At 39.6% G+C, this 25,917-nt stretch carries 26 protein-coding genes; all 26 read right to left on the minus strand.

Translation table 11 applies throughout. From position 1 onward, the window contains the following. Positions 1–27 precede the first annotated feature (27 nt). The 26 genes from ACU696_RS06050 to ACU696_RS06175 all read right to left on the minus strand — a co-directional run bounded on the left by ACU696_RS06050 (position 28) and on the right by ACU696_RS06175 (position 25,664). Positions 28–585: a LemA family protein gene (locus ACU696_RS06050; protein WP_109911925.1), complete on the minus strand. Its 558-nt coding sequence runs from the start codon at positions 583–585 to the stop codon at positions 28–30. 152 nt (positions 586–737) lie between these two features. Next, on the minus strand, positions 738–1,001 hold the full coding sequence (locus ACU696_RS06055) for a helix-turn-helix domain-containing protein (protein ID WP_109911926.1): 264 nt from the start codon (positions 999–1,001) through the stop codon (positions 738–740). Between the two features lie 59 nt (positions 1,002–1,060). After that, a complete protein-coding gene (locus ACU696_RS06060; RefSeq protein WP_226538033.1) occupies positions 1,061–2,506 on the minus strand; it encodes an O-antigen ligase domain-containing protein in 1,446 nt (481 codons plus the stop codon). Positions 2,507–2,524: 18 nt separating this feature from the next. Beyond that, a complete protein-coding gene (locus tag ACU696_RS06065) occupies positions 2,525–3,577 on the minus strand; it encodes an adhesin (protein WP_209102227.1) in 1,053 nt (350 codons plus the stop codon). A 15-nt stretch (positions 3,578–3,592) separates the two neighbouring features. Next, positions 3,593–4,102 carry a fimbrial protein gene (locus ACU696_RS06070; protein WP_004905345.1) on the minus strand — a complete coding sequence of 170 codons (510 nt, stop codon included), beginning with the start codon at positions 4,100–4,102 and terminating at the stop codon, positions 3,593–3,595. 11 nt (positions 4,103–4,113) lie between these two features. Then, a complete protein-coding gene (locus tag ACU696_RS06075; protein WP_209102225.1) occupies positions 4,114–4,641 on the minus strand; it encodes a fimbrial protein in 528 nt (175 codons plus the stop codon). Further along, positions 4,634–4,984 (minus strand): hypothetical protein, encoded by a 351-nt coding sequence (locus tag ACU696_RS06080; RefSeq protein ID WP_102139510.1) that lies wholly within the window; start codon positions 4,982–4,984, stop codon positions 4,634–4,636. The genes ACU696_RS06075 and ACU696_RS06080 overlap by 8 nt, the downstream gene beginning before the upstream one ends. Before the next feature lie 28 nt (positions 4,985–5,012). Continuing rightward, positions 5,013–5,741 carry a fimbria/pilus periplasmic chaperone gene (locus tag ACU696_RS06085; protein ID WP_109911929.1) on the minus strand — a complete coding sequence of 243 codons (729 nt, stop codon included), beginning with the start codon at positions 5,739–5,741 and terminating at the stop codon, positions 5,013–5,015. Between the two features lie 13 nt (positions 5,742–5,754). Beyond that, positions 5,755–8,244 carry a fimbria/pilus outer membrane usher protein gene (locus ACU696_RS06090; RefSeq protein WP_164528458.1) on the minus strand — a complete coding sequence of 830 codons (2,490 nt, stop codon included), beginning with the start codon at positions 8,242–8,244 and terminating at the stop codon, positions 5,755–5,757. Between the two features lie 34 nt (positions 8,245–8,278). Continuing rightward, entirely contained in the window at positions 8,279–8,848 is a 570-nt protein-coding gene (locus tag ACU696_RS06095; protein WP_109911931.1) for a fimbrial protein, read from the minus strand. A 42-nt stretch (positions 8,849–8,890) separates the two neighbouring features. Then, complete coding sequence (locus ACU696_RS06100) at positions 8,891–9,442, minus strand: fimbrial protein (RefSeq protein ID WP_109911932.1); 552 nt, start codon at positions 9,440–9,442, stop codon at positions 8,891–8,893. A gap of 401 nt (positions 9,443–9,843) precedes the next feature. Further along, positions 9,844–10,326, minus strand: coding sequence for a FidL-like protein (locus tag ACU696_RS06105; RefSeq protein ID WP_109911933.1), 483 nt, complete (start codon positions 10,324–10,326; stop codon positions 9,844–9,846). Beyond that, a complete protein-coding gene (locus tag ACU696_RS06110; protein WP_164528459.1) occupies positions 10,316–11,134 on the minus strand; it encodes a winged helix-turn-helix domain-containing protein in 819 nt (272 codons plus the stop codon). Before ACU696_RS06110 ends, ACU696_RS06105 begins: the two co-directional genes overlap by 11 nt. A 364-nt stretch (positions 11,135–11,498) precedes the next feature. Further along, entirely contained in the window at positions 11,499–12,017 is a 519-nt protein-coding gene (gene hpaC / locus ACU696_RS06115; RefSeq protein WP_109911935.1) for a 4-hydroxyphenylacetate 3-monooxygenase, reductase component, read from the minus strand. A 19-nt stretch (positions 12,018–12,036) separates the two neighbouring features. Beyond that, positions 12,037–13,599 (minus strand): 4-hydroxyphenylacetate 3-monooxygenase, oxygenase component, encoded by a 1,563-nt coding sequence (gene hpaB / locus ACU696_RS06120; RefSeq protein WP_004914324.1) that lies wholly within the window; start codon positions 13,597–13,599, stop codon positions 12,037–12,039. Positions 13,600–14,121: 522 nt separating this feature from the next. After that, positions 14,122–15,012 carry a 4-hydroxyphenylacetate catabolism regulatory protein HpaA gene (gene hpaA / locus ACU696_RS06125; protein WP_447343048.1) on the minus strand — a complete coding sequence of 297 codons (891 nt, stop codon included), beginning with the start codon at positions 15,010–15,012 and terminating at the stop codon, positions 14,122–14,124. Between the two features lie 194 nt (positions 15,013–15,206). Further along, positions 15,207–16,574, minus strand: coding sequence for a 4-hydroxyphenylacetate permease (gene hpaX / locus ACU696_RS06130; RefSeq protein ID WP_004914317.1), 1,368 nt, complete (start codon positions 16,572–16,574; stop codon positions 15,207–15,209). Positions 16,575–16,737: 163 nt separating this feature from the next. Next, positions 16,738–17,544, minus strand: coding sequence for a 4-hydroxy-2-oxoheptanedioate aldolase (gene hpaI, locus ACU696_RS06135; protein WP_004914313.1), 807 nt, complete (start codon positions 17,542–17,544; stop codon positions 16,738–16,740). Between the two features lie 9 nt (positions 17,545–17,553). Beyond that, positions 17,554–18,357 carry a 2-oxo-hept-4-ene-1,7-dioate hydratase gene (gene hpaH, locus ACU696_RS06140; RefSeq protein ID WP_004914311.1) on the minus strand — a complete coding sequence of 268 codons (804 nt, stop codon included), beginning with the start codon at positions 18,355–18,357 and terminating at the stop codon, positions 17,554–17,556. Positions 18,358–18,549: 192 nt separating this feature from the next. After that, entirely contained in the window at positions 18,550–20,013 is a 1,464-nt protein-coding gene (locus ACU696_RS06145) for an NAD-dependent succinate-semialdehyde dehydrogenase (protein WP_110732248.1), read from the minus strand. Beyond that, positions 20,010–21,236 (minus strand): Bcr/CflA family multidrug efflux MFS transporter, encoded by a 1,227-nt coding sequence (locus tag ACU696_RS06150; protein ID WP_209102223.1) that lies wholly within the window; start codon positions 21,234–21,236, stop codon positions 20,010–20,012. The genes ACU696_RS06145 and ACU696_RS06150 overlap by 4 nt, the downstream gene beginning before the upstream one ends. A gap of 55 nt (positions 21,237–21,291) precedes the next feature. Beyond that, positions 21,292–21,675, minus strand: a complete 384-nt coding sequence (locus ACU696_RS06155; RefSeq protein ID WP_004914298.1) for a 5-carboxymethyl-2-hydroxymuconate Delta-isomerase — start codon at positions 21,673–21,675, stop codon at positions 21,292–21,294. 9 nt (positions 21,676–21,684) lie between these two features. After that, entirely contained in the window at positions 21,685–22,566 is an 882-nt protein-coding gene (gene hpaD / locus ACU696_RS06160) for a 3,4-dihydroxyphenylacetate 2,3-dioxygenase (RefSeq protein WP_004914293.1), read from the minus strand. Between the two features lie 223 nt (positions 22,567–22,789). Then, on the minus strand, positions 22,790–24,256 hold the full coding sequence (gene hpaE, locus ACU696_RS06165) for a 5-carboxymethyl-2-hydroxymuconate semialdehyde dehydrogenase (protein ID WP_004905295.1): 1,467 nt from the start codon (positions 24,254–24,256) through the stop codon (positions 22,790–22,792). Continuing rightward, a complete protein-coding gene (locus ACU696_RS06170; RefSeq protein ID WP_004914288.1) occupies positions 24,256–25,035 on the minus strand; it encodes a fumarylacetoacetate hydrolase family protein in 780 nt (259 codons plus the stop codon). Before ACU696_RS06170 ends, hpaE begins: the two co-directional genes overlap by 1 nt. After that, the gene (locus tag ACU696_RS06175; protein WP_109911939.1) at positions 25,035–25,664 is read right to left on the minus strand and encodes a fumarylacetoacetate hydrolase family protein; all 630 of its coding nucleotides are present in this window, start codon (positions 25,662–25,664) and stop codon (positions 25,035–25,037) included. The genes ACU696_RS06170 and ACU696_RS06175 overlap by 1 nt, the downstream gene beginning before the upstream one ends. Positions 25,665–25,917: the final 253 nt, after the last annotated feature.

The following is a 25,917-nucleotide window of genomic DNA, read 5'->3' on the forward strand; positions in this document are numbered from 1 at the left end:
TCACGCATTAATACCTTTAGGCTTACATTATTTAAACTGGACGCCTTGATATTTTTTTTCATCTTCAGAAATATCAAGTAATGGCAGTGCTGAAAAACGAAAGGCATTGGCAATTAAGCTATCAGGGAACATTTGTATTGCAGTATTATACTCTGTTGTTGCGTCGTTAAAGCCTTCACGTCGTTGGGCTATTTTATTTTCAACATCACTTAAAGCGATTTGTAATTGGGTGAATTGCTCACCAGAAATGAGGGTGGGGTAATTTTCCGCAATGGCTACAAGGTTACCCAGTGCACGGTTCATTTCATTCGATGCTGCGATTTTTTCATTCATATTTTGGGCATTGAAATAGCGTTGGCGTGCATCACTTAATGAGGTAAATAACGTTTGTTCATGTTCAATCGCTTTTTCCGTAATAGTGACTAGCTGAGGAATCTGATCTGCTCTTTGCTTTAAAATAACATCAATATTGGCAAATTGATTGCTGACTTGATTACGGGTATTGACCAGGCGGTTATAGATAGAGATCCCCCAACCTATGGCCAATAAGAGTAAAACAAATACAACGATAAGTGTGATGGTCATATTGGTACCTTTTAACCCATGATCAGTGATTTGAGTTAAAAATATAAGAGCCTTATCGCTTATGCAATCAGAAAAGAATGAAAGTGAGGTTAGAATAAAGAAAATCTGATCTTGCTTTATGACAAAATCAGATTTTACTGTTTAAACAGTGCTTAAAGATTTATATCGACAAGGGAATGGTTCTCATAGATATTCTGTTCAAGAAAATAATCTAGGTCACACTGCAGTACATTAGCAAATATACATAGTCGATGAATCGTAAAATTCTGCGTACCGCGTTCATAACGGGAAATTTGTTGTTGGCTTAATCCCGACTTTTTCCCTAAAGTGTGTGCTGTCCAGCCCATTTGCAAGCGGCGCTTACGAAGTTGTAGTCCTATATAGGTGTTTGAAATTTCAGTTTGATATATTCTCATAATACTGTCCTGATTAATATAACACTACTTGAGTGAAAATTAGGTTTATTTATGTTTTTTTATACGTTATTTTTTTCTAAGCTAATTGAACTCGATACTCGAATTGCTATGCTTTCGTTATGATAACTACCCTGTGCATAAAAAGATTTCTCTCCATTAAATAGAAATAGCCCAATAATAAATACACCCAATCCAATAATAAATATAATAAAGCTGAATAAATAAGATAGTTGCTTGTTAATATAAAATAGGGATTGTTCTTCTAATGCGAAAGCGGCATCTGAGAATGATAGAAATAATATGACGATCCCCCAGTGTAATACAGAAAGTAAAAAAGGGTATTCAACATGATTATGTATAATAATAGGGGTTATTGATAGAATGATTGCCAATGGGTAACCATTTCCGTTAATTTTATATTTTATAAAAGATTGAAATACGACATAGATACCTCCGGTTAATAATAAAGATAAAAAAATCAAATTAGTGAACCCTCCAGTCATCAGCCAGAGTAATATTTCATTATGTGGATGAGGAACAATATACATTTTAGGGCTGAAAAAAGGAATTGCTGTTCTTTCATAACTGTTTTCAAATAAAAAAGACTGCTCCCATGCATCATAAGGTTTCTCTAAGAATAAAGTAATAGAAAAACGCAACATTTGTTTTAAATGGAATTGGTTCATAATTTCAGTTGCAATATACTGAGGGCATAGCCTTATTAGATAAATTCCAATAAAAATTGCTACAGCAATAATAAAATAACTAGCGCTAACACGTAGAGGGTTTTTCTTGTAAAAAAGGCAAATAAAAATAAATGCACAAACAGTAAAGCTTAGCCAAGCAATAACAGACTGCAGAACAACTAAAGTTAATGTGAAAAATAAAATACAAGTTCCAAGTAATACAACCCTAATTTTTTCATAACGCTCAGATAACAACGAAAATTGTGATAACACAAGAGTCATTAGAGATAATAAGCATGCAGCCGCCATGTTAACTGATAATATATTGACTTGTTGTGATAATCCATTTGACCTCATACCAGATGCAAGATAAAAAATATCGGCTTCAAATATATATTGATATGCAGTGATAAAGGCTTGAGCTACACTAATAGTGATATAACAGTAAATACAAAATGATTGTATTAACCATTTTTTTCTCACTTGTAACCCTGCAATATAGAGTAATACGCCAACAGTAATACCAGAACAATACCAAAAATCAATACTATTATTTTCTCCCTGATAAGATATTAATCCCATCATTAGAATGGCTAAAGAGAAACAGTAGCAAATAGCAGGTAATGTAATGATTATTTTAATTTTCCGATAGAAAACAGTAAATGCAATAATAGATATTGTCAAGGAAATAGATAACCAACTAATAATGTTTTGTGGTAATGATTGTCTTAGGCTTCCTAGGCTATCGATATAAATAAGACTAGCAAGGTGCCAAACAATAAAGATACCAATAAATAGTGCGCGGGATATTATTATCATAGTACACTTACCGCTAAATTAAATAAATGTGGCGATTAACCAAGCATTACCTTTGTAGTCTCCTGGTTCGGCGTCATAACCAGAAACTTTACTTTCAATCATAATGTTTTTTACTTTATCAATTGTTGTTTCAAATGTTTTTCCACTTTGATTATTTTGTTCATCATAAATTGTAAGCTCAGAATAAATAGTGTTATTTCCTGATTTTAAAGGGAGTCTTTTTTGTGGATCGCTATCTGTGGCATAGTCTAAAGTTAATTTTACTTTAACTGGCTGCACTCTATCGCATGTATAGGTAACAGTACGAGTTTCTTTACTATTAAATTCATAAGCATCCAGTGTTTTATGATCAATATTTAAATTATCAATATTGGAACGGCAATTTGACGGATAATTGATAACTGATGTAGCAAGGTCTAATTTAACGGTGGCTTTATCAATAGGTACATAAATATCTGGTGTTCCATAGTCTTGGAATAATCGTGTATAACCTGCGATCATTGCGTTTGGAATAACAATTTTTCCATCAACAGGAATATCTTTGACATAAACTCTAACGGTAAAAGGAAAATGAACAGTAAAAAATGATGTTGCTAATGGCCCCATTTCTTCATTAGAACATCCTCTCCCTGAAATATTTCGCCAGCCACTGGTTATTCCATTCTCAGAATAAAGAGTAAAAAATGTATTGTTGTTTATTTTATATGCGGTCAGCCCACTAATAGTAAAGCCTGCCTCTGGCATATAGGCAAAGACACGGTGGTAGGCGTAGCTCCAAGGAAGACCAGCGGAATAATTACCTTGTAAGAAGTTCACAGTACAATATACAGAGCCATAAGGCTGAGATGTACTTTCATTAATAACAATACCGGAGCTATTTGCTGGAGCGATTAAAAAATATTTATTGTTATCACTTCCAATTGCTGGGGTGTTAGAAACAACGGAGTTGTTAGATACTAAACTCATTTTATAACCACCACCACTTCCTGAATAGCGGGTCGCACTATAGGAATTTAAGCTAATTAAGAGTAGTAACAAAAGTAATGGTGAATATATTTTTATATTTTTCATAAAGACTTCCCAATATTACAGATAATCAACCATCACTGATAAAGCGGCACTAAATGGCCCTGCAGTGAGATTTTCAATAGCTTGATTAGTGACTAATTGTGATTGAATAACAACTTTCCCTGTATCACCACTTACGGATGGAGCAATCCTTTCCCATTTATTAAGGTTGAGCGCATTACTTTTATTTTCTTCTGAAAAACGAATACCCAATCCATTAATAGAGGTCGCAAGCACGGTTTCATTGTTTATTGTTAAAGTACTTCCTTCTCTAGGAGATAGGTAAACTTGTAAATTTTTTCGAAGTTCACATTGTTTAATGAGAATACCAAAGGACTGTTTTTCTTCAGTTAGTCTGTCTAGCGCCACCTCTCGAAAATTAATGACTAATTCTTTTTCGCCATTTTCTGCTGTAAGTACACATGGCGGTCTAACCAATTTAGCAGAAAGAGAAATTAGCACATCCGCTTGAGTACCTAAGGAAACTAATAAGCTAATTAAAGGGAATGAAAAACAAATGAATTTCATTTCAATTCTCCTTATTGATAATCAAGGTTAAAAGTAACAGTTGAGGAAAACCCCCCTGTTTTTAAACGATTACTAAAGGGTTTTTGAGCATAAACACCAAATAAAAGTGTATTAACGGATCCTTTACCTGATTCAGTAACTGTGCTGACATCAATTGTTGTATTAAGCTCCAGTTCTTTACCACGACTATCAGTCAGAGCTAATAAAACATTAGATTCACCTGTGGTTTTTAAATAATTAATACCATTATGTGTTTCAATATTTTGGGTATTTAACGTTATTTTGATCGTTTTATTCAAAGCCATTGTAGAACAGTCCATGATATCCAACTTAAATGGCTGCATATCTGAACGTCCTAATGTTTCGATTGAAGAAAAACGTAGCCCAGAAAGATATATTTTTTTTTGTGTATCATCATCACTCAGCCGACAACCAAGAGGCACTAGCACACCCTCAAAGTAAACGGTTAGGCTATTGGCAAAGCTGGTATTCCATGTTAGGAATAAAAGGCTAAATAATAATGTTGAGTATCTAGTCATAATTTATTTCCACACGTTGCATCTTATTACTAGCAGGAATAGAGAATAAAATGGTGTTATTGCGTCGTGGTTGTGTTAGCACGTATTGGTTATTGCCTAATTTCAGTGTAAACGGCGCCCAAGCTTGCTTTTGTATTGGTTTGCTACAATGAGAAAAATGCATTTCCACGCTATAGGTTGCTGCAATTAAAGTACTTTCATTTAATTTTAATGAGATATCAGGTAGACAAGGAGCAGTAACAATACGCGCATTGATATATATTGTGCCTGTTGTCACAGGCACAGCAGATTCAGCAAAAATAGGTATAGCAAAAGCCCATAGTGCTAGGTAATTCAATTTCATTGTTCTGCTCCTATCTATTTTTTACTCATTATTCCGTCACACTGCACTTTGAAGCTTGGCATTTGAAAGCAAGTGAAGGCTTTCCACCATAATCATTGATATATGTCAGGTAAGGTGTTGAAAATTTGGAGGATTTAATCATTTGATTAGATTTTGGCGGTACCATAACCGCGTCAAAATCACTTTCTTCAGATTGTTTTTGGCTGTTCCCTAAACCAATTACAGTTAAATAAAATGGTGTTGGATTATTTAACGTATAGCCCGATGATGTTGTTGTTAATGTTATATGTTTCGTCCAATCTGTTTTGCTTTGTGCAACAATGTTTTCAGGGCGATAAAATAGTTTTACACGGCTTTGTAATGCAATTTGCAACACACCCGCTTCTGATGATTTAGGCGGGATTTCACGCAGGTTGTAATAAAACAGGGATTCCCTGTCTTGCGGTAACTTTGCAATGTCAGGTGCGGTGCTTAGGCGAACTAGGCTAGTTGATTTGGGCTCCATGCGCTGAATCGGCGGAGTGGCAATAATAGGGCCGGTTTCCAATTTTTGTTCTAATGCATTTTCCAACCACGACTGGGCTAAATAAGGTAGCTCCGGGTTATCATTACGGATCGTAATATTAATAGACGATTGATTTCCATCGAAAATTATACGAGTGCGATCAAGTGTAACCGCAGCATTCGTAACTGAAATTACACTCATAGTCAGCGTGAATACGCTAGTAAGTAATAAAAAAGGGGAATTCAATTTCATCTTAGTTCTCTTATTAACGGCAAATAATAGTTGGGTAAATCTCCTGAGGATTAATCACATCAGGCACATGGGCGCTACACTGGTGTTTATTTCCCCAATAGAGATTGAGTAAGTCTTTAGGTTGGATACCAACAATCCACGTAATACCTTGTTCACCAACAATTCCGAGTTCAATATTGTTGCTATTACGCACGCTAGTGCCAAAAGGTGGATAAGTGTCATCAGCCAGCTTTAAGCGAGCGAACGTTTTTTCACCTTGAATAACGTTGAGGCGACGATATCCGATTGCTCCACGAGTCAAAGTTGCATCGGTGACAGTCTCTAATGCTTCAACATCCTTTGGTAATTTACTGGTATTAATAGATGCACTGGTTTTCCGATAACTACTCACATTTGGCAATACAGCGAGTCCAAAGTGATTAGTTTGATAAACGCCACCACTCAGAGGAACGTTAGCTGCTCCAGGTGTTTCTACAACGAGTCGAGTACCGCCATAAGCGGCTTGGTGCATGGCAATGCCTTCTTTAATTAAGGTAATTCCACCATTAATTGATCCCCCAACACTGTGATATTCGTTCGGGACATAACTTGCGTTTCCCGAAATGGAGGCATAAGGAAGATTTTGGTTTAAATAACCACTAAAGCTGGTTTGGTCATCCTGATGGCTTCCTGTTTGATAACCGACATTTAAGTTATAATTGCGCTGCTCACTATATCCGCTATAGCCGATATTATGTGTTGAGCTGTGTTGGCCATTTTGGTTGCGGGTATAACCTTCAGAAAAGCTGACGCTACTTCCTTGACTTAAAGGAATAGTGAAATATAAGCTGATCGCATCATCTTGATATCCTGCTCTTTTTGAACGAGTTGCAGACGCTGTCAGGTTAATATTTTTTAGCCCAATAGCCGCCCAATTTAAAAGAGTACTTAGGTATAAGCTGTATTGTTCTTCTGTTTCACTATTCCAATAAGTATTATATTGATAGTTTCCACCCAATGAGAAATCATCAAAATATTTATTAATATTAACTTGATAGCTTTCTTTTTGAGCTTGGCTTTCATTACCAGTACGTCGTTCATCCAACGTTTGTTGCAAAGAGCGATAGGTTTCATCAGAGAAACGATACCCTGCGAATGTAATGTCAGTTCTGGCTTCATCAAATGATTTTGAATAACTAAGTCGATAACTTCGGCCAGTTAATGTTTTATCAAGCAATTGAGCATGTGACTGAGTCGCATCGAACGAAAGGCTACCGAATGAAAACAGGTCACGGCCAAAGCCAGCTGAAAATGCCTGATAATTTTTTGATAAAACGGATCCCCCATAGATAGACCAAAGGTTATTTAACCCGTAAGAGAGTTCTCCCGACGCAGTTAAATCACCTTCGAGCTGGCGGCCATTAAAACGTGGTTTACCCGCTGCAAATTTATAGCGGATTTGCCCTGGTCTCGTTAAATAGGGTAATGCTGCAGTGGTAATGCTAAATTGTTGCTCTTCACCATTTTCTTCTCGCACAGTCACATCTAATGTTCCACGAATGGAGCTATCTAGTGTCTGGATACGAAAAGGGCCAGCAGGTACGGTTGTTTCTAAAACTATACGGTTATGGCTTTTGACAATAACAGTGGCATTAGTTTGAGCAATACCAATAATTTCTGGTGCATAACCCGTTAATTTAGGGGGCATCATATTTTCATCGGTTTCAAGAGATACCCCGGTGTACTGCCAAGAATCAAAAATAGCAGAGTAAAAGTAGTTCTCACCTAACGTTAAAATAGATGCAATAGATTTTATTGAGCGATATGCAAATAATCGGCTAAATGTGGCATCGCTATATTGGTTCTTGAAGCTTCCTGTCGATTTTCGATAGTTTGCTTGGTAATCACCGCGTAAACGCCATGCACCAAAATTAAGCCCTGTTGTTCCGTTAGCAGAAAGGTACGATTCTCGTGAACCTGAATCTCGACGCGTTAAAGAACCTGTTAGGTTGTAATCTAATAAAAACCCATTTACCCCCTCCTCCCAACGTGAAGGAGGAACCCAACTGGGATCGGTATATTCTAAATAGCTTTGTGGAATTAAAATGGATAGCGTTAATGTTGATAAATCTACATTTAATGAAGCACCTTCAAGCGGAGATAAATCAAGGCATTTACCCTCATCACGATATTTAATTAATTTAATTGCGTCTTGAGTAAGCCCTAAACGATCAAGAATAGTAACGGGAACACAAACGGTATCGAATAAATTATTGTTTTGGGATTGTGGCGCTATCACAGTGATATCTTGTGCACTACCCATACTCTCATTATTGACTTTGAGGGTTAAATGATAAATACCAGGCATAATAAATCCAGCCTGAGAAAATTGGCTAAAGTCAATATTTTGAGTGTCTTCCGTATCTAACATATCGGTATTAAATTCGACAGCATAGGCTAACGAAGAGATTGAAGATACAAAAGAAGTCACAATGATGTAAGAGTAAATATTAAATTTAACCATGATTTTTTCATCAAATTAATTATGAGTTTATTTACTAATCGTAAGTAACGTTGAATTTAATTGTGGTAAAGTAATCGCCAGGTGTAATTTCGTTATTACTTGCACCCAATTCTGTTTCATATTTTAAAAAGCTCTCTTTACTCTTTTTATCAAAATAAACGTAATTATTAGAAATAGGATAGAGTTTATTTGGCATTAATAAATTATTATTAATATCGTATATATATAGGACAACCCCAGGCTTTGGGCCTGATAGTTTTATTGCATTAGAATACGTATCTTGCGGTGCAAAAAAACGAATTTTAATACCTTTATGATTACTGCTGTCATATTCACTAATACAGTTATTTAATTTTATATAGAAAGGTTTTCGCATTAATTTTTCATCTTCTATATTATTTATACTATAGTTAGAAATATAATCGTAATTTATATATTGATATTGACTATCAGTTTCAATTGAACAAGGTGCCGCAACGATATAACCTTGCATTACTGTTTCACCTCGAAGACCATCTTGAATATGTCCAAGGTTAGAGCTAGTCGCATTAGAGTTAATCGAGTTAAATAATAAGGCAATCCATAGATAAGTATTTTTTTTCATAATGAGCCTTTTATGGGGAGAGAATTCTCTCCCCTAAAAAAATTACTCGTATGTGATTTTAAAATCAGCAATAGAACTAAATTCACCTTCGGTAACGGGTGTTGTACCATCAACACGTTTAGCTAATGCAGTAAATTCTAAAACGTTTTCACCTTGTTTATTACGAATTTGATTCATAACAGATTTGGCTTCATCAAATTTGAAATCTTTGATTTGAATACCGATATTTGAAGCTGTACCAGTAGTACCTAAGAATTCTTTATCAGTACCGACATAGTTTTTACCACCAAAGGTAATTTTAATATCTTTAACAGCAACCCACTTACCTTCAGTGTCTTTGCTAAACTCATCAAAATTACATTCTTTTAATTTAATTGCGATATCTTTCTCTGCTGCATTACCCGCTTCTAAAGATGCACGAGAAAGTTGACCGAATGGAACTTCTTGTTTTGTACTTTCTGATTCAATATTACATGGAGCATTAACAACTTGGCCGCTGAAATGTAATTCACCGCTATTACCACTAGCAAAGATAGAAGTTGAAATAGCAGAAGTAGCGAATAAAACAGCAATGGAAAGTTTATTTAATTTCATATCTTACATCCTTAAAAATAAGTAAATATTTGATCCCTAGTAAGCCTTTATATAAGTACTGGCATAGGAATAAAGTTCAGTATCCATCAATGGATTTTCAAATGTCCTAATCACAGAACGCTTAACATAATTGTTTTTAGCGTGGGTCATTTCGACGGAGGAAATCTTATCCTTCTCAGGTGTAAAATGGAATAAAATTCTTTAATTTTAATTAAATTCAAAGTTATAGTTTGATATTTAGTTTTTTTTAATGTCTATTAATGTTTTTATATTGATTTAATTTGCTGTGAAATGTTTAATGTTTGTGCTTTTAAGGTGTTTTAAGGTTGGAGATGTTTAGAAATAAAAAAAATGCATCAAAATATTAATATTTGATGCATTTTTTGTGGTTTTTTTTGAATTTACAGAGTGCAAATAAAAAGTGGAGAGAAATTTTCTTCAAAAATATAACTTGTATCGGTTAATTTTTTTATTTTTAAAAAATAAAGTTGATTCATTTCAGGGACTCCCCGAATATTGATTTTTCCTTGAGCCTGATCACCTGGGTCTATAAATATATTGTCAACACGTAAAAAAAAATGGTCGCCTAAGTATTCATGTTTCATCAGAAATTTTCGTGAAATAGTATAGTTTTTACCATTTTCATTAATATTTCCATTCATGATGAACGTGTGTTGGTCAGGTTTGTTTTCATTAGGAATAACACTTAGTAGGTAAAATCCTTTTAAGGTAGAACGGTGATCAGAGATATTTATTTTTAAGGTTGTCTGACAATTTGGAATAACAGGAGTATTAATTATGTGATGAACATATAAGCTAATAAAAACTAGAGTTATAGATGTAATAAACAAAAAAAGCATTCTTGCTGATACTTTATTTGACATAAAAATTCTCACAGCTCACAGTTGTGCTCTCTTTCGGTATTGTTGGGCAATACGACAAAAATAGGAAATTGTCATATAAATTTTTATCATTCGCAACGATACCAACGTTATAATAAAAAACAGTTGCTGGCTTTTTACAATCAAGGTTTAATTTTGTTAGTTCATTTTGAATTGTCGCAAAGCTGATGGTTGTTGTATCGGGTTTATGGTAACTATTAATGTAGCGGATACTGCATTGATCGATACGACCAACTTCAGGATATTCTGTTCGGCTTGCAAAGAAATAACTTTTAAATAGGTATAATAAGCAAAAAATAATGAGTCCAATAAGTGAGATTTCAACATACCGGTTATTCAGTATGTAGTTTTTTTTATTTTCGCTTGCTTGGGGGGGAATCCCTTCGGGTGCTTTTGATGAAGAACCTAGTTCAACCTCAGTAGTGAGCAATTCTTTGTCATTATTATCCTTTATTTCCTCACGCTCATTCTCAAATTTCAGGTCAGCAGAAAACTTAATCCCAACTTTAGGTACTGTTGTGATAATTTCTTCATCAGAAAAGGAAGATAAATGGCGTCGTAGTACAGACACACTACTATTCAGGTTATTATCAGAGACGACTTGGTTATGTTCCTCCCAAACCCTGCGTAATATGGTTTCTCGGTCAACGATATCATGGTTGTTTTGCACTAAGACTAATAACAAGCGATTTAAAGTAGTTGTTAATTTTAATGCATTATCAACATTGTCGGTATATAACAGCCCCTGATGACTGTCATAATTAATATGATTATTAATCAAATAGTTCATTTTTAGATTGATTGTATTTATAGGAAAAATATTTATATTATTTGAGTTTATACCTGTTATTTATGTTATGTCAATTAATCATATTTAGTGTAATTTTAAAAACCCTTAAAAATCAGGTGGTTGGGTTTTTGTTTACGCATGTTATGTTTAAAGGTGGGAGGCTAAAGGAGTATTTGTTTTTCCAGAAAAACACTATCCTTTAAAAATTATACAAAATAACTAATAATTTATATGTATAAAAAATTTCAGACTGAAACATTTTATGGGGAGTAAGTCTGTTGCTAGCTATTATTTTGACTAAACGATGAGATATAAAAAAATAGCCTCAAGTATAAGAGGCTATTTAATATAAATACTTTACCAATTATGCGGTTGGTTCAAGGATTTGGTGCATTACAGGGTGGAATTTACGTTTAAAGTAAACGAGACCATGCCCTGTATCGTTAACAATGATTTGTTTCATTTCAACCATGTAGACAGAGTGCGTACCAATATCTTGCACTTGTGTAATTTCACCTTCTAAATTAGCAAGAGAACCTTTTAATTGAGGTTGTTGTAAGAGGCCTTTTTCCCACACATTCCAGCTAAAACGCTCTTCCATTGTGGAACCTTTCATCCCAGCAAAATGGCACGCTAACTCTTCTTGGTCATGGCTCAGCACGTTCACGCACAGGCGGCCATTCTTTTGAAAAACCGCATTCATTGCACTGTTGCGGTTGACACAGACCATCAAAGTGGGTGGCGTATCTGTAACTGAACAGACTGCGGTAGCTGTAATTCCACAGCGACCCTCAGTCCCATCCGTGGTGACGATATTGACTGCTGCACCAAGACTTGCCATCGCATCTCTGAAACGCAGGCGATGTTCATTTTCTAAAGACATTTTGACCTCCTGCTGCCGACTATTTCAGCAGCGAATCTAACTGATTAATATCATTGTTGTTATGCAGGTGTGGACGTTTCCATCCATGTTGATCGTAATCTGATAAGCAACGATCAACCATATCTGTCATGGCTTTCATATTGCCAGAACCTTGTGCATGACGCAGACATTGCAGACGAATTTCGTCTTGGCTTCCTGCGTAGTTAATTTCATACAATTCATGGCGCCCACCAAATTCACTACCAATAGCATCCCACATTAACTTAAGGATCTTGATGCGTTCAACGTGATCCATTCCGTTCGAACCGCGAACATATTTAGCTAAATACTTATCAATTTCTGGATTATTCATATCACGAACGCTTGATGGCAGATAAATCAAACCACTTGTTACGTTACTTTCAATGATATTCTTGATTTTGGTGTAAGCCATTGGTGCCATAACTCGATAAGTTTGGATAGCTTGGGTATCCGGTAAGAATGCACCGCCTTCCCAGGCTTTGGCTTCAGAAGTCATTGCGTCAGTCAAGGACCAGAACAGGTTACGCCACGCAACCACTTCACCTAAATCTGCTTGTACACCACGAAAATCAATAACACCTGTACATTCTAAACTTTTTTGTAACAATCCGGTAATGAAGTCTAATTTAACCGCTAAGCGGACACAAGCTTGTAATGGGAATAAACGTGCGAATCCACCTTGAACAGCCCAATTACGTGCACGGTCAAAGTCACGGTAGATCAGGACGTTTTCCCATGGAATTAACACGTGATCCATCACCAAGATGGCATCATTTTCATCGAAACGGCTTGAAAGCGGGTAATCAAATGGTGCGCCTGTTGCGCCAGCCACTAATTCATAAGATGCACGTGAGATTAATTTCACACCGTCTGCGTCCATTGGGGCAACAAACATCAGGGCAAAATCAGGGTTATTTCCCATTACTTGTGCAGAGCCAAAACCGATAAAGTTATAGTGTGTTAATGCGGAGTTGGTCGCAACGACTTTCGCACCACTGACGATAATCCCTGCATCTGTCTCTTTTTCGAGTTTGATATAAACATCTTTCACTTCATCAGCGGGCTTATGACGATCAATCGGTGGGTTAACGATCGCATGGTTAAAGTACAGACCGCTTTCTTGAATGCGTTTGTACCAATTGCGCGCGTTATCTGCAAATTGGCCATAATATTCAGGGTTCGCACCTAAACAGCTGGCGAATGCCGCCTTATAGTCTGGAGTGCGTCCCATCCATCCGTAGCTCTGGCGTGACCAATCTGCGATGGCATCACGTTGTTGGCGTAATTCTTCTGGGCTGGTTGCGAAACGGAAGAATTTGTGAGTGTATCCACCGTTACCTGTGTCGGTGTTCCAACAAAGTTGGTCATGAGTCGTTTTATCATGAAGCGCATCATATAACTGTCCTATTGAAGCTGCAGAGTTACGAAAAGCTGGATGAGTAGTGACATCTTTCACACGCTCGCCATAAATATAGATTTCACGGCCATCTTGTAGGCTTTTTAAGTATTCTTGGCTATTAAAAGGGCGTTTAGCATCTGAACGAAAATCTTCTGGTTTCATGTCTACCTCGTTATCTCACAATGAGGGCTTGCATTGATAGGGTATAAAGGTTGCAAGCGAATATGTTAATTTTATGTTTATTTTGTGTTTCTTAATTGAATCGTTTTTCGAGGGGGTTTTAAAGAGATTTTCTAAAGGTTCGCTGGTACTTTTCGTTGAAAATTGTTCTTTGTGAAAGAAATGTGATCACTTCGATGTTTTGATATTAATGTAATGCTTAATTTTATTTGTAACATATTGATTGTTATTCAATAATAAAATTATTTCTATATTAATATTAATTGTATTATTTTTTGTAATTGTTCTTTTTTTGATCTTTGTATTCACTTTTGGTTAAGCATTATTGGTATTTTTACAAAGTTAAAACGAAATTTATAAAATATCAAAAATGTTTTTAAAATGTAACGTGATTTGAGGGCGTAACAGTTTATCGAGATAAACTTGAAGAGGATTTGAGATACAGCTAAGGAGCTATTGATGATTTTTTCTCAGAAATAAGAATAAAATCACTAAAGCTCCTTTTTAATGAAGGTTTTGTTCCCGCCATAGGCTAGGAGAGCATCCGACTAATCGGTTAAAAAAACGAGCAAAATAGGCGGGGTCTTTGAAACCGAGCTGGTAGGCAATCTCTGAAACGGGGCTATCGGAAAACAGTAACATCCGCTTGGCTTCTCGCAATATTCTGTCAAAAATTAACCTTTTCGGTGGCCGGTTAGCGAACCGCCGGCACATATCTTTAAGGCGTGACTCCGTAACATCAAGTTTTTTGGCATATTCAGGCACTGCGAGGTGTTCATGATAGTGTAAGTCAATAAGCTGATTAAACCGCTGGAATAGGCGGTGTTCGCCTCTAACCCCTGTTGTTGGGTGCTCATCAAGTGGAATAGAGCGCAGTAGAAAGGTAAATAGCGCTTGGGCTAAAGAGGCAAGAACTTGGTCTTTGCCTGTATGGTTATTAGCCGATTCACGAGCCATTAATGCCCAGTAATGGTTAAAGGTATCGATATCATCAGGCTTATCGGTAACAGATAAACAAATAGCAGGAATATCGACCAAATCTGGATTGGCAGGGTACAGTGAGCCAAGAAGCGGGGTGATCAGGTCTTGCCGTACGGTGAGTACGTGGCCGTCAGTGTCTTCTTGAGTGAAAAATGCATGTGCAACCGAAGGGGGCGTAAGAATAAATAACGGGGCTTGAACAGAATAGCGTGACTCATCGAGCTGCAAAGTAATATGGCCGGTAACCAAATAGTGCAACTGAAAGAAACCATCATGGCGATGAGCTTGCATGTCGCGACCAAAGAAGGCGGCCATGTTGCCAAAGGTTTGGTAGTGGACGTCGTCGGTGCCTTGGGTTTCGTCGTAGTCTGTACTGATGTCTATATTGGTAATTAAAGTTGAGTTACCCTTCATTCTTCGGCTCGCAGCGTTGTTGGCCTCACAAGCCAACCCTAGTCACATACTTCAGTATGCTCCTAGGGATTAACTTGCTTGCCGCCTAGCTGCAAGCAAGTTATTTTGGGTAACACCCTTTAATAATTATTTGCAGCGTAAGTTATTAAAACATTTAAAACATCAAAACATCAAAACATCAAAACATCAAAACATTAAGGTGTTGCTCTTGGTCTTGAGTTTTTCATTGGGATAGCAATGACTAACAGCGCGCCGACCACCAGCAGACCAGCCACAAAATACAGGCCTGAGTTAAAGCTACCGGTTTGGTCTTTTAGCCAACCAATTAACAGTGGACTGACGGCAGAACCTATATTACCTGTTGCGTTGATAACAGCAATACCGATAGCACGAGCACGTAGACTGATTGATTGGTCTGGCGTTGTCCAGAACACAGCCATCGCAGTAAATGAACCTGTTGATGCCATGATGATACCAATTAATTGGATTACTGGATGGCTAGTCATCGCCGCGAGCACCCATCCCGCTGCCGCAAATAAGTACGGTAAGGCGGTGTGCATTTTCCGTTCTTGTAACCGGTCAGAGCGGCGGCTCCAATAGATCATCCCAAGGATAGTACAAAACTGTGGGATGGCAGTTAACAGCCCAATCATGGCATTACTACTGCCTTGATTGAAGCTTTGCATAATCTGTGGCGTCCAAATATTGATGGCACTTAATGTATTGGTTAAACAGAAGTAGGCCACGGTATACATCAGAATGACTGGAGTGAAGATTTCTTTCCATAAACTTTTATTTTGCATTGCTGTATGGCTTTTTGAACCATGAGGTTGCACTAGCTCTAGTTGGTCCTGGTCCATCATTTCTTGCAATGTGTCTTTATCTTCTTGGGTCAGCCATTTGGCTTTCTTTGGTGAATCATCCAAATAGAACCAAACCAACACACCGAGGATCACGGATGGGAAACCTTCTAGCAGGAACAGCCACTGCCAGCCTTTTAGGTTTAAAATGCCATCCATGCCTAAAATATAACCAGAAGCTAGTGAACCGAATGCCATGGTGACTGGCATCGCAATCATAAATAAGGCATTAGCACGAGCACGGAAATAGGCAGGGAACCAGTAAGTTAAATAAACTAAAATCCCCGGTAAGAAGCCAGCTTCAGCGATACCCACTAACATCCGTAGGACGTATAAACTGGTTGGCCCTGTGGCAAACATGGTGGCTGTAGAAGCGATACCCCAAAGTACCATGATGGTGGCTATCCAGCGGCGAGCCCCAACAATCCCTAACATGATGTTACTTGGAATACCAAAAATCACATAAGTGGCATAGAACAAGGTGGCTGCTAAGCCAAACATGGTGGAAGTTAGGCCGATATCTTTCCCCATAGTTAGACCTGCAAAGCCGATATTAATACGGTCTAAGAAAGAAAAAACAAACAGCACAAATAAAAATACAATGAGACGTTTAAATAGTTTATTAATCACCCGCTGCTGCGGTTCGGTTAAATTTTTATGTTGTTCAGCAGGGTTAGTGCTTGCAAGTTGTTGATTACTCATATTGTAGGGCCCTCAATTCTTTCTTTTGCAGATTATTATAGGTACAAGGGACTAGTAGGCAGTCATGGTGCTGTCTGCCCTATATTGCGATATTGATTTTTTATTTATCTAATTAAGTTATTTGTCTGTATGGTTAAAATTAACTTATTTAGAGATAGCTTTATTAATAAACACTGGGTGCACTCGAGGTCACCTCTGAAACTGTTTTACCAAACTTTGCTGCTAGTGCTTCTGCGGTACGTGCCAGTAGCGTGGTATCGACCCCGACGGCAACAAATAGTGCGCCGAGTTTAAGATAATGTTCGGCAACATCTGGGGCTGCCATTAAAATACCTGGTGCCAAGCCAGCCTCACGAATTTGGACAATCGCTTTTTCTATCGCAGCTTTGACTTCTGGGTGGTTAGGGTTACCTGAAAAGCCCATATCTGCACTAAGATCCGCAGGGCCGATAAACACGCCATCGACACCTTCAACTTTTAAGATCTCAGGAAGATTATTCATGGCTTCACGGGTTTCAACCTGTACTATCACGCACATTTCATCATTGGCACGAGTTAAATAATTAGGTACTCGGTTCCAGCGAGAAGCGCGAGCTAAAGCACTGCCGACACCACGGATCCCTGCGGGTGGATAACGCGTTGCGCATACCGCTTGCTTGGCTTGCTCTGCATTTTGCACCATTGGCAGCAACAACGTTTGTGCGCCAATATCTAGCAATTGCTTAATGATAACTGGATCATTCCATGGCGGACGAACGACGGGTTGTGACGGATAAGGGGCAATAGCTTGTAACTGAGATAAGGTCGTTTGCACATTATTTGGTGCATGTTCACCATCAATTAATAACCAGTCGAAGCCTGCACCGGCAAGTAATTCAGCACTATATGGGCTGCACAAGCCAAGCCATAAACCAATTTGCGGTTGGCCACTTTTTAAGGCTTTCTTGAATTTATTTTCTAACAGATCCATGGGGATTCCTTATACAAATCGGCAGCTAATGGAACCCATATTGCCGTAGTCAACATGGAATACATCGCCTTTACGAGCAGGGACAGGGCGTGTAAATGAACCACCTAAAATAATTTGGCCCGGCTCAAGTTGTACATTATGCGGTGCTAATTTGTTCGCTAGCCATGCCACACCATTCGCTGGGTGGTTGAGTACAGCCGCTGCTACGCCAGATTCTTCAATGACACCATTGCGATAGAGCAGGGCGCTGATCCAGCGCATATCCAAATCGCGTGGCTTGATTGGTCTGCCACCTAAAATTACTGCGCCATTTGCTGCGTTATCTGAAATGGTATCGAACACTTTGCGTGGGCGATTGGTTTCAGGGTCAACGTTGTGGCAACGTGCATCAATTAGCTCAAGTGCTGGGATCACATAATCAGTCGCGTTATACACATCAAAGATGGTGCAGTTTGGCCCGCGTAATGGCTTCGCGAGTACGAAAGCTAATTCAACTTCAATGCGTGGCACGATAAAGCGGTCTGTTGGAATATCACAGCCGTCATCAAAAAACATATCGTCAAGAAGCGCGCCGTAATCAGGTTCATCAATCTGTGAACTGGCTTGCATTGCTTTAGACGTCAGCCCAATTTTATGGCCTTTTAACACGCGTCCTTCAGCAATTTTCACGCCAACCCACTCTTTTTGAATAGCATAAGCATCGTCGATCGTCATTTCTGGGTGATCGAGTGAGATCTGACGAATTTGCTCACGTGATTTTTCAGCCTGATTTAGGCGCTGTGCGATTTGCGATATGACATCTTTTTGTAACATCTTATTTTCCTTTTGCACCTCAGCTCGTCATACTTCGAGCTATAACTGCGTTAGCTTCACGATAGGCTTGCGCCTATCCCCTAGTCACACGGGTATGCTCCTAAGGGATTAGTCTCATTTACTGCCTTGTTCTAACTCGAATTATTTAGAGCTAAGATTTTAAAAGCGAAGACCGCCAGCTAATGTGTCTTTCTAATTGGAAAGACCACCAAAGCAGAGGTATTTCACTTCCAAATAATCTTCAATTCCGTAGCGTGAACCTTCACGCCCCAGACCCGATTGCTTAATACCACCAAATGGGGCTACTTCATTTGAAATAATGCCTTCATTAATACCCACCATGCCGCTTTCTAATGCCTCTGCAACACGGTAGATACGCCCGATATCTTTTGAATAGAAATAAGATGCCAAGCCAAATTCAGTATCATTGGCAAGAGCAATCGCTTCTTGTTCATCGCGGAATTTAAATAATGGTGCCAGTGGGCCGAACGTTTCTTCTTTTGCGACCTTCATGGACTCAGTCACACCTGTGATAACCGTCGGTTCAAAGAACAAGCCACCTAATTGGGCTGGTTTACCCCCTGCAATCACTTTTGCACCGTGTGAAACGGCATCTGCAATATGTTCAGTGACTTTATCGACCGCGGCTTGGTTAATCAGAGGACCTTGTTGGGAGTCTGCTTGTGTGGCTGGTCCGATTTTCAGTTCATTCACCGCTTTTGCCAAACGAGCTGCAAATTCATCGTAAACCCCTTCTTGGACTAAAATACGGTTAGCACACACACAAGTTTGCCCGCTATTACGGAATTTAGCCGCTAATGCACCTTGTACTGCTGCATCTAAATCAGCATCATCAAACACGATAAATGGCGCGTTACCACCGAGTTCCAGAGACATCTTTTTCACCGTATTGGCACACTGTTCCATCAGCAACTTACCGACTCGCGTTGAACCCGTGAATGTGAGTTTGCGAACAATTGGGCTGGAAGTCATAACGCCACCAATAGCTTTAGCATCAGTACCTGGAACAATGTTAAACACGCCAGCAGGAATGCCAGCTTCTTCCCCTAACGCTGCCAATGCTAATGCTGATAATGGCGTTTCTGCCGCAGGTTTTAATACCATCGTACAACCAGCTGCAAGCGCAGGGCCGACTTTGCGAGTGATCATGGCATTTGGGAAGTTCCATGGCGTGATAGCCGCAACCACACCCACGGGCTGTTTTATCGTCACCAGACGACGTCCTGGCAGAGGTGATGGAATGGTTTCCCCATACACTCGTTTACCTTCTTCAGCAAACCACTCAATAAAGCTGGCACCGTAGGCAATTTCTCCCATCGATTCAGTGATCGACTTACCTTGCTCAGCACTGAGTAATTCGGCCAATTCCTTTTGGTTATCCATCATTAAACGGAACCATTTGTTTAAAATTTGGCTGCGCTCTTTGGCGGTTTTAGCACGCCATGCCGGCAGGGCTTTTTCTGCGGCTTCGATAGCTTGTTGAGTTTCTAAAGCACCGACATTGCTGACGTTAGCGATAACCTCGTTATTTGCTGGGTTAGTGACCTCAAATACACTTTTATTTTGGGCATCAACCCATTGGCCGTTGATATAAGCTTGTTGGCGAAATAATGTAGAATTGGTATTTATGCTCATTTTTCGTTGTTCTCCGAAGACACTGATTGGACTTGTGGGCGGATATTTTTAGCTGATAGCTGTTGGCTAGCAAAACTTAACCCGGCACAAAGCGCCATAACAAGTGCCATAGCGAATGGGGATTCATCTTGTAATACAGAAACTGCAACGCTGGCGACAGCCGCTAAGGCAAACTGAATAGAAATGGCAAGTGCACTGGCACTTCCTGCAATTTTCCCGCGATGTTGCAGTAATAGTGACAAACTGTTCGTGCCGATAGCATTGACCATCGATAAGAACAGTACGACTAGAATAACAATTATGGGCAAACTTTGTTGGTAAAATATGAGTAACAACAGACCAAACGCTAATTGAAACCCACTTTGCATAGTCAGTATGCGCGTTAAACTATAGGTTTTTAGTAGTTTAACGTTCAACAACAGCATGACAATCATCCCCAAGATGTTACAGCCGAACAGCAAACCATAATGTTGTTCAGAAACACCGAAATAATTGATGTACACAAACGGTGAACCACTGATAAAGGCAAACATACCGGCAAAGGAGAAAGCCATGGTGCCAATAATACTCAGTGCTTCTCGGTCTGTGAGCACCTGTGCATAATTCTTGAAAGCGACACAAAGTATATTTTCAGAACCGCGCTGGTGGGTTAACGTTTCAGGGAGTAAGAAAAAAATTGCACACACCGAAGCCAAGCCAATCACTGCCAGCAAATAGAAAATCACTTGCCACTGAAAATGAATGAGTAAAAAACCACCCAATAGCGGTGCCAGTAATGGCGCTATCATGGTCACAAGTGTCATTAATGACAGTACTTTAGGTAACTCATGAGCAGGGTAAACATCCCTAGCGATAGCTCTTGCCATCACAATGGCCGCTCCACTGCCAAAAGCTTGCAGCGCTCGGAATACAATCAAAGTAGTTGCATTGGTGGCTTGGGCGCACAACAAACTGGCGACAGTAAAAATGGCAAGGCCACTTAACAACATTTTCCGACGACCTAGAAGGTCACTTAGTGGGCCATAAAACAGCATTCCAATGCAGAATCCGGCAAAAAAGGCGCCAAGAGTGTACTGCATTTGCCCTTGAGTGGCGTGTAACGCAATACCCATTTGAGGGAGGGCAGGAAGGTACATATCGATAGACAATGGACCGAATGCCACTAATGACCCTAGTAATGGGATCAAATAGTGCGGTATGTGTTTATCGAAATTTTTAACCATCTTGCCCTCTCAATAAAACGATAAATAAAGATTTAAACCATTAACCTTTAAACTGTTAACCCTTAAATAAGGCATGAACATTGTTTTGCTTATAATTTAAAACTGGATCAAGCTCTTCCATGGTAAAAGATAATGCGAGGTAGCGTTTTGCCATCAAATCGGCAAAATGTTTTTTGATCAGCTCAAAAATCATTTCCCCCGTTTTTTGCCTATCTTCAAGAGAACGCCCAGCACCTATCTTCAACGTCATATGGACAAAAGCATAATCGTGCTTGCCATCGGCCATTTGCCAAGTATCTAGCCAAATAGCACGACTACGAATGCCACCTAATGGGAAGATACCTGTTCCCGCAAGGGCTTCATTCACTTTGGCGAAGAGCTCAGGTAGCTGAGCGTCATCACGAATGTTTTCTGTACATTCTGCATAAAAATGAGGCATAACAACTCCTTACGCAGTGGTGGCTTGTTTGTCAGTAATATAACTAGGCAGAGGGAATACCGCGTTTAATTGCCCTGTTCCAGAGCTTGCGAACAAGTCAGTTAAAATTTCCACTTTTTCGGCGTATTTATCCCAACCCAGCATACCTAATAGCATCACGGTGTCGTGCATATGGCCTTCGCCATAGCAGTAGTCGGCATATTCAGGTAACATTTTGCAGAATTCTTCAAAACGTCCTTCACGCCAAAGTTTGACGACGCGTTTATCCATTTGCTCATCAAATTCACGTGTGTAGCTGTTCATGCCATCTTCAGCACGTTGGTCATCAATAAAGCGGTGAGATAATGAACCACTTGCTAGTACCGCCACAGTTCCATCGTATTTTTCAATCGCAGTCAGTACGGCTTCGCCTAACTTACGGCTGTCTTCAAAACTATGAGAAGTACAGAAGGCTGAAATCGAGATGACTTTAAAGTGACGATCGCTATTCATATAGCGCATAGGGACTAATGTGGCGTATTCGAGGGTTAAGCTTGGAATTTCATGTGCTTGAGCACGAACGCCTAATTTACGTGCTTCCTCACCGATCATTTGGCCCAATACGGAGTTCCCATCATATTCATATTCCATATCACGAATAAAATGTGGAAGCTCATTACTGGTATAAATACCTTTGAAGTGGTCAGCACAGTTAATATGATAGGCGCTGTTAACTAACCAGTGTGTATCAAAAACAATAATAGTATCAACGCCCAACTCACGGCAGCGGCGACTGATTTCTTTGTGCCCATCGATAGCGGCTTGGCGACATCCAAAGTTTTTACCTGGTAGTTCTGATAGGTACATGGATGGGACGTGTGTTATTTTTGCTGCGAGTGCCAACTTACCCATTTCCTTCCTCCTTCGCTTATCCGTCATACTTCGCGCCGTAGCGTTGTTGGCTTCATAAAGTTACCCTAGTCACATACTTCAGTATGCTCCTAGGGATAACTTCACTTACCGCCTAGCTACAACACGAATTATTTAGGATAAGTAGCCAAATTAATTATCATTGATTCAAAATTACTTAGAATAAAGAATGGTGTAGCTTGCTACGGAATAATTTTGCTTTTTATTACACACCCCAGCGAGGGATGTTGTGGTCTCCGTAGGAGATACAGACGTTCTTCATTTCCGCGAAGACTTCGAAGCTATACTCGCCACCTTCACGGCCTACACCCGAAGCTTTTACACCACCAAAAGGCTGGCGCAGGTCACGCACGTTTTGGGTGTTAACAAACACCATGCCTGCCTCAATGCTGCGTGATAAACGTAAAATCTTGCTGACATCTTGTGTCCAAATATACGAAGCAAGACCGTACTCAATATCATTTGCCATGCGTAAACCGTCTTCTTCAGACTTAAACGGAATTAAACAAGCAACAGGCCCAAAGATCTCTTCTTGGGCGACACGCATGCGGTTATCGACATCAGCCAATACGGTAGGACGCAAGAAATTACCGCCTTTGAGGTGATCAGGTAGATCAGTCGGTTTGTCTGGACCACCCGCTAACAAGGTTGCGCCTTCTTCCATACCTAAGCGAATATAACCCGAAACTTTGTTCCAGTGCTGCTGGCTGATCAATGCACCCACTTGGGTTTTGGGATCGTTCGGGTCACCGACGATCAGGCGATTTGCCCGCTCAGCAAAGCGTTTAACAAACTCAGGGTAGATGCTTTCTTGAATGAAAATACGTGAGCCAGCTGTACAGCGTTCACCATTAATGGAGAAAATAGTAAACAGAGCTGCGTCTAGTGCACGCTCAATATCGGCATCTTCAAACACCAACACAGGTGATTTACCACCTAACTCCATAGAATACTTTTTCAAGCCTGCATTTTGCATAATGGTGCGGCCAGTAGCCGTACCGCCGGTAAAGGAAACCGCACGGACATCATGATGCTTAACTAACGCATCACCCGCAGTGCTACCGTAACCTTGAACCACGTTCAGAACACCTGCTGGAATACCGGCTTCTAGTGCCAGTTCACCGAGGCGATTTGCCGATAATGGTGATAATTCAGACATTTTCAGAACCGCAGTATTACCCAGTGCTAAACAAGGGGCGGTTTTCCATGTGGCGGTCATAAATGGCACGTTCCATGGGGAAATTAGCGCACAGACACCCACAGGTTGAACCAAGGTGTAGTTCATCATCTTGTCATCAACAGGGTATGTACGGCCGTTCATTTGCTGGCAAATTTCAGCAAAAAATTCAAAGTTATGTGAAGCACGTGGGATCAACACGTTTTTAGTTTGGTGAATAGGTAAACCGGTATCTTTGGTTTCCATTTCCGCGATTTGCGGGACGTTTTCGTCGATCAATTCACCAAGGCGACGCATTAAGCGAGCGCGCTCTTTCATTGGGGTATTGGCCCACTTTGGAAAAGCGTCTTTCGCTGCGGCAACGGCTTGGTTGATTTCATCTTGTCCACCCGCGGCGACTTCTGCTAATACTTCACCCGTTGCAGGGTTGGTGGTTTCGAAATAGTCTTTGCTGGCAACGTTTTTACCGTTGATCCAATGATTAATCTTAGTCATTACACTCGTTCCTCATAGTCTTTTTCGCTGATAATGGTGTTGACCAGTCGGCCAACGCCTTCAACTTCAACAATGACTTCGTCGCCCGGTACCACGTCAGACAGCCCTTTTGGTGTCCCCGTAGCAATCATGTCTCCCGGTTGCAATGTCATAAAGTCACTGAGGTAAGCAATTAAAAAGGGAATATCGAAAATTAGGTCGGCCGTGGTGCCTTTTTGGCGCAATTCACCATTTACATAGGTGTACAAAGCCAAATTATGCGGATCTTTAATGGCATCTTTATCGACAATCCAAGGGCCAATCGGCGTTAAAGTATCACGACTCTTAACACGTAAATTTGGGCGATAATAGTTCTCTAAATAGTCACGGATCGCATAGTCATTACACACGGTGTAACCTGCGACATAGTCCATGGCATCTTCTCTTGAGACCTTGTGAGCTGTTTTGCCAATCACCACCACTAATTCAGACTCATAATGCATATATTCCACATTATCAGGACGAACAGAAACTTGGCGATGACCCGTTAAACTGCTTTCTGCTTTTAAGAAAATTAAAGGCTCTTCAGGTGGCTTAAATTCTAATTCGGCAGCGTGGTCGGCATAGTTCAGGCCTAGGGCAAACAAGGTTCCTTGCGCAGGAGGTAACCATTCAACATCAGGAGAATCACCCGCAATCACGTCCCCGTTAGGTAACGTAATGGCTTCGTTATCACCGACGGTGACGGAATATTCAGTGCCTTTAAAAAGGATTTTTGCGTGTTTTGTAATCGTAGACATTATTTTCCTCCTGCTGCCACAACGGTATTTTTCAGGCTAGGAAAGCCTTCCGCTTGAATAACCACTTCGTCACCGGGTTTGATGGTGACACGTTGTTGTGGTGTGCCGAGCAGGATCACATCCCCTTGCTTTAAGGTGGCGAAGTCACTTAATGCAGCAACTAACTCACTCGCATCACGGATCAGATCTTTTGTTGACCAGCGATCCACTTCTTTACCATTTACTAGGGTGATGATATCGACAGGATTATTTAGCGAAGTTGCAACCATTTCACCAATTGGACAAAACGTGTCGCGGCATTTTGCTTTAATGGCAGGGCGATAGAAGGTGTCTTCTGGCAAGCTCACTTCATTTGCCAGCGCAAACCCAGCAATAAACTGATGTGCATCTGTCTTACTGACTTTACGTGCATTTTTACCGATCACCAAAGCAAGCGTAGCGCCACTTTGCACTTCTTCACCAGCGGGATGCAAAATTTTCTCGCCTGAATTGATACGCGTATTACGCGGCTTAATAAACCACACTGGGGTTTTTGGTGGGGTTTTATAAGGGGCTTGCTGGAATGCCTCAAGCCAGTGGCTAAGCTGGCTTTGATGATTGAGGGCAACGGCAAATACAGTGCCTTTCATTGACAACTCCTTAATGAAAAGAATTCAACTTTCGAGTAATTATTAATATATTAATAAAGTATAATTTTGAAATTAGCAATAGGTTTATGGAAATGTTAATTTTAATTGTGATCTCATTAACATAATTAAGTTATCTTTTTGTAAGTTGATGTTATAAAAGAAATTATTATTTTTTAAATTTTTTTTGATTTACAAAAAATTAACTTAAAAGTGAGTTTTTAAATTATTTACTCATTAATATTTTAGGGTTTTT

This window comes from Providencia sp. PROV_01, from assembly GCF_053098325.1.

Bases quoted from the DNA above. Each gene is read 5' to 3' on its own strand.
- ACU696_RS06085 (WP_109911929.1), bottom strand. From the start codon at position 5,741: ATGAAATTGAATTCCCCTTTTTTATTACTTACTAGCGTATTCACGCTG.
- ACU696_RS06110 (WP_164528459.1), bottom strand. From the start codon at position 11,134: ATGAACTATTTGATTAATAATCATATTAATTATGACAGTCATCAGGGG.
- ACU696_RS06145 (WP_110732248.1), bottom strand. From the start codon at position 20,013: ATGAGCATAAATACCAATTCTACATTATTTCGCCAACAAGCTTATATC.
- ACU696_RS06175 (WP_109911939.1), bottom strand. From the start codon at position 25,664: ATGAAAGGCACTGTATTTGCCGTTGCCCTCAATCATCAAAGCCAGCTT.
- ACU696_RS06065 (WP_209102227.1), bottom strand. From the start codon at position 3,577: ATGAAAAATATAAAAATATATTCACCATTACTTTTGTTACTACTCTTA.
- ACU696_RS06050 (WP_109911925.1), bottom strand. From the start codon at position 585: ATGACCATCACACTTATCGTTGTATTTGTTTTACTCTTATTGGCCATA.
- hpaD (WP_004914293.1), bottom strand. From the start codon at position 22,566: ATGGGTAAGTTGGCACTCGCAGCAAAAATAACACACGTCCCATCCATG.
- hpaI (WP_004914313.1), bottom strand. From the start codon at position 17,544: ATGGATCTGTTAGAAAATAAATTCAAGAAAGCCTTAAAAAGTGGCCAA.
- ACU696_RS06055 (WP_109911926.1), bottom strand. From the start codon at position 1,001: ATGAGAATATATCAAACTGAAATTTCAAACACCTATATAGGACTACAA.
- ACU696_RS06105 (WP_109911933.1), bottom strand. From the start codon at position 10,326: ATGTCAAATAAAGTATCAGCAAGAATGCTTTTTTTGTTTATTACATCT.
- hpaH (WP_004914311.1), bottom strand. From the start codon at position 18,357: ATGTTACAAAAAGATGTCATATCGCAAATCGCACAGCGCCTAAATCAG.
- ACU696_RS06095 (WP_109911931.1), bottom strand. From the start codon at position 8,848: ATGAAAAAAAATACTTATCTATGGATTGCCTTATTATTTAACTCGATT.
- hpaB (WP_004914324.1), bottom strand. From the start codon at position 13,599: ATGAAACCAGAAGATTTTCGTTCAGATGCTAAACGCCCTTTTAATAGC.
- ACU696_RS06170 (WP_004914288.1), bottom strand. From the start codon at position 25,035: ATGTCTACGATTACAAAACACGCAAAAATCCTTTTTAAAGGCACTGAA.
- ACU696_RS06100 (WP_109911932.1), bottom strand. From the start codon at position 9,442: ATGAAATTAAATAAACTTTCCATTGCTGTTTTATTCGCTACTTCTGCT.
- hpaA (WP_447343048.1), bottom strand. From the start codon at position 15,012: ATGAAGGGTAACTCAACTTTAATTACCAATATAGACATCAGTACAGAC.
- hpaC (WP_109911935.1), bottom strand. From the start codon at position 12,017: ATGTCTTTAGAAAATGAACATCGCCTGCGTTTCAGAGATGCGATGGCA.
- ACU696_RS06060 (WP_226538033.1), bottom strand. From the start codon at position 2,506: ATGATAATAATATCCCGCGCACTATTTATTGGTATCTTTATTGTTTGG.
- ACU696_RS06070 (WP_004905345.1), bottom strand. From the start codon at position 4,102: ATGAAATTCATTTGTTTTTCATTCCCTTTAATTAGCTTATTAGTTTCC.
- ACU696_RS06080 (WP_102139510.1), bottom strand. From the start codon at position 4,984: ATGAAATTGAATTACCTAGCACTATGGGCTTTTGCTATACCTATTTTT.
- ACU696_RS06155 (WP_004914298.1), bottom strand. From the start codon at position 21,675: ATGCCTCATTTTTATGCAGAATGTACAGAAAACATTCGTGATGACGCT.
- ACU696_RS06150 (WP_209102223.1), bottom strand. From the start codon at position 21,236: ATGGTTAAAAATTTCGATAAACACATACCGCACTATTTGATCCCATTA.
- ACU696_RS06090 (WP_164528458.1), bottom strand. From the start codon at position 8,244: ATGGTTAAATTTAATATTTACTCTTACATCATTGTGACTTCTTTTGTA.
- hpaE (WP_004905295.1), bottom strand. From the start codon at position 24,256: ATGACTAAGATTAATCATTGGATCAACGGTAAAAACGTTGCCAGCAAA.
- hpaX (WP_004914317.1), bottom strand. From the start codon at position 16,574: ATGAGTAATCAACAACTTGCAAGCACTAACCCTGCTGAACAACATAAA.
- ACU696_RS06075 (WP_209102225.1), bottom strand. From the start codon at position 4,641: ATGACTAGATACTCAACATTATTATTTAGCCTTTTATTCCTAACATGG.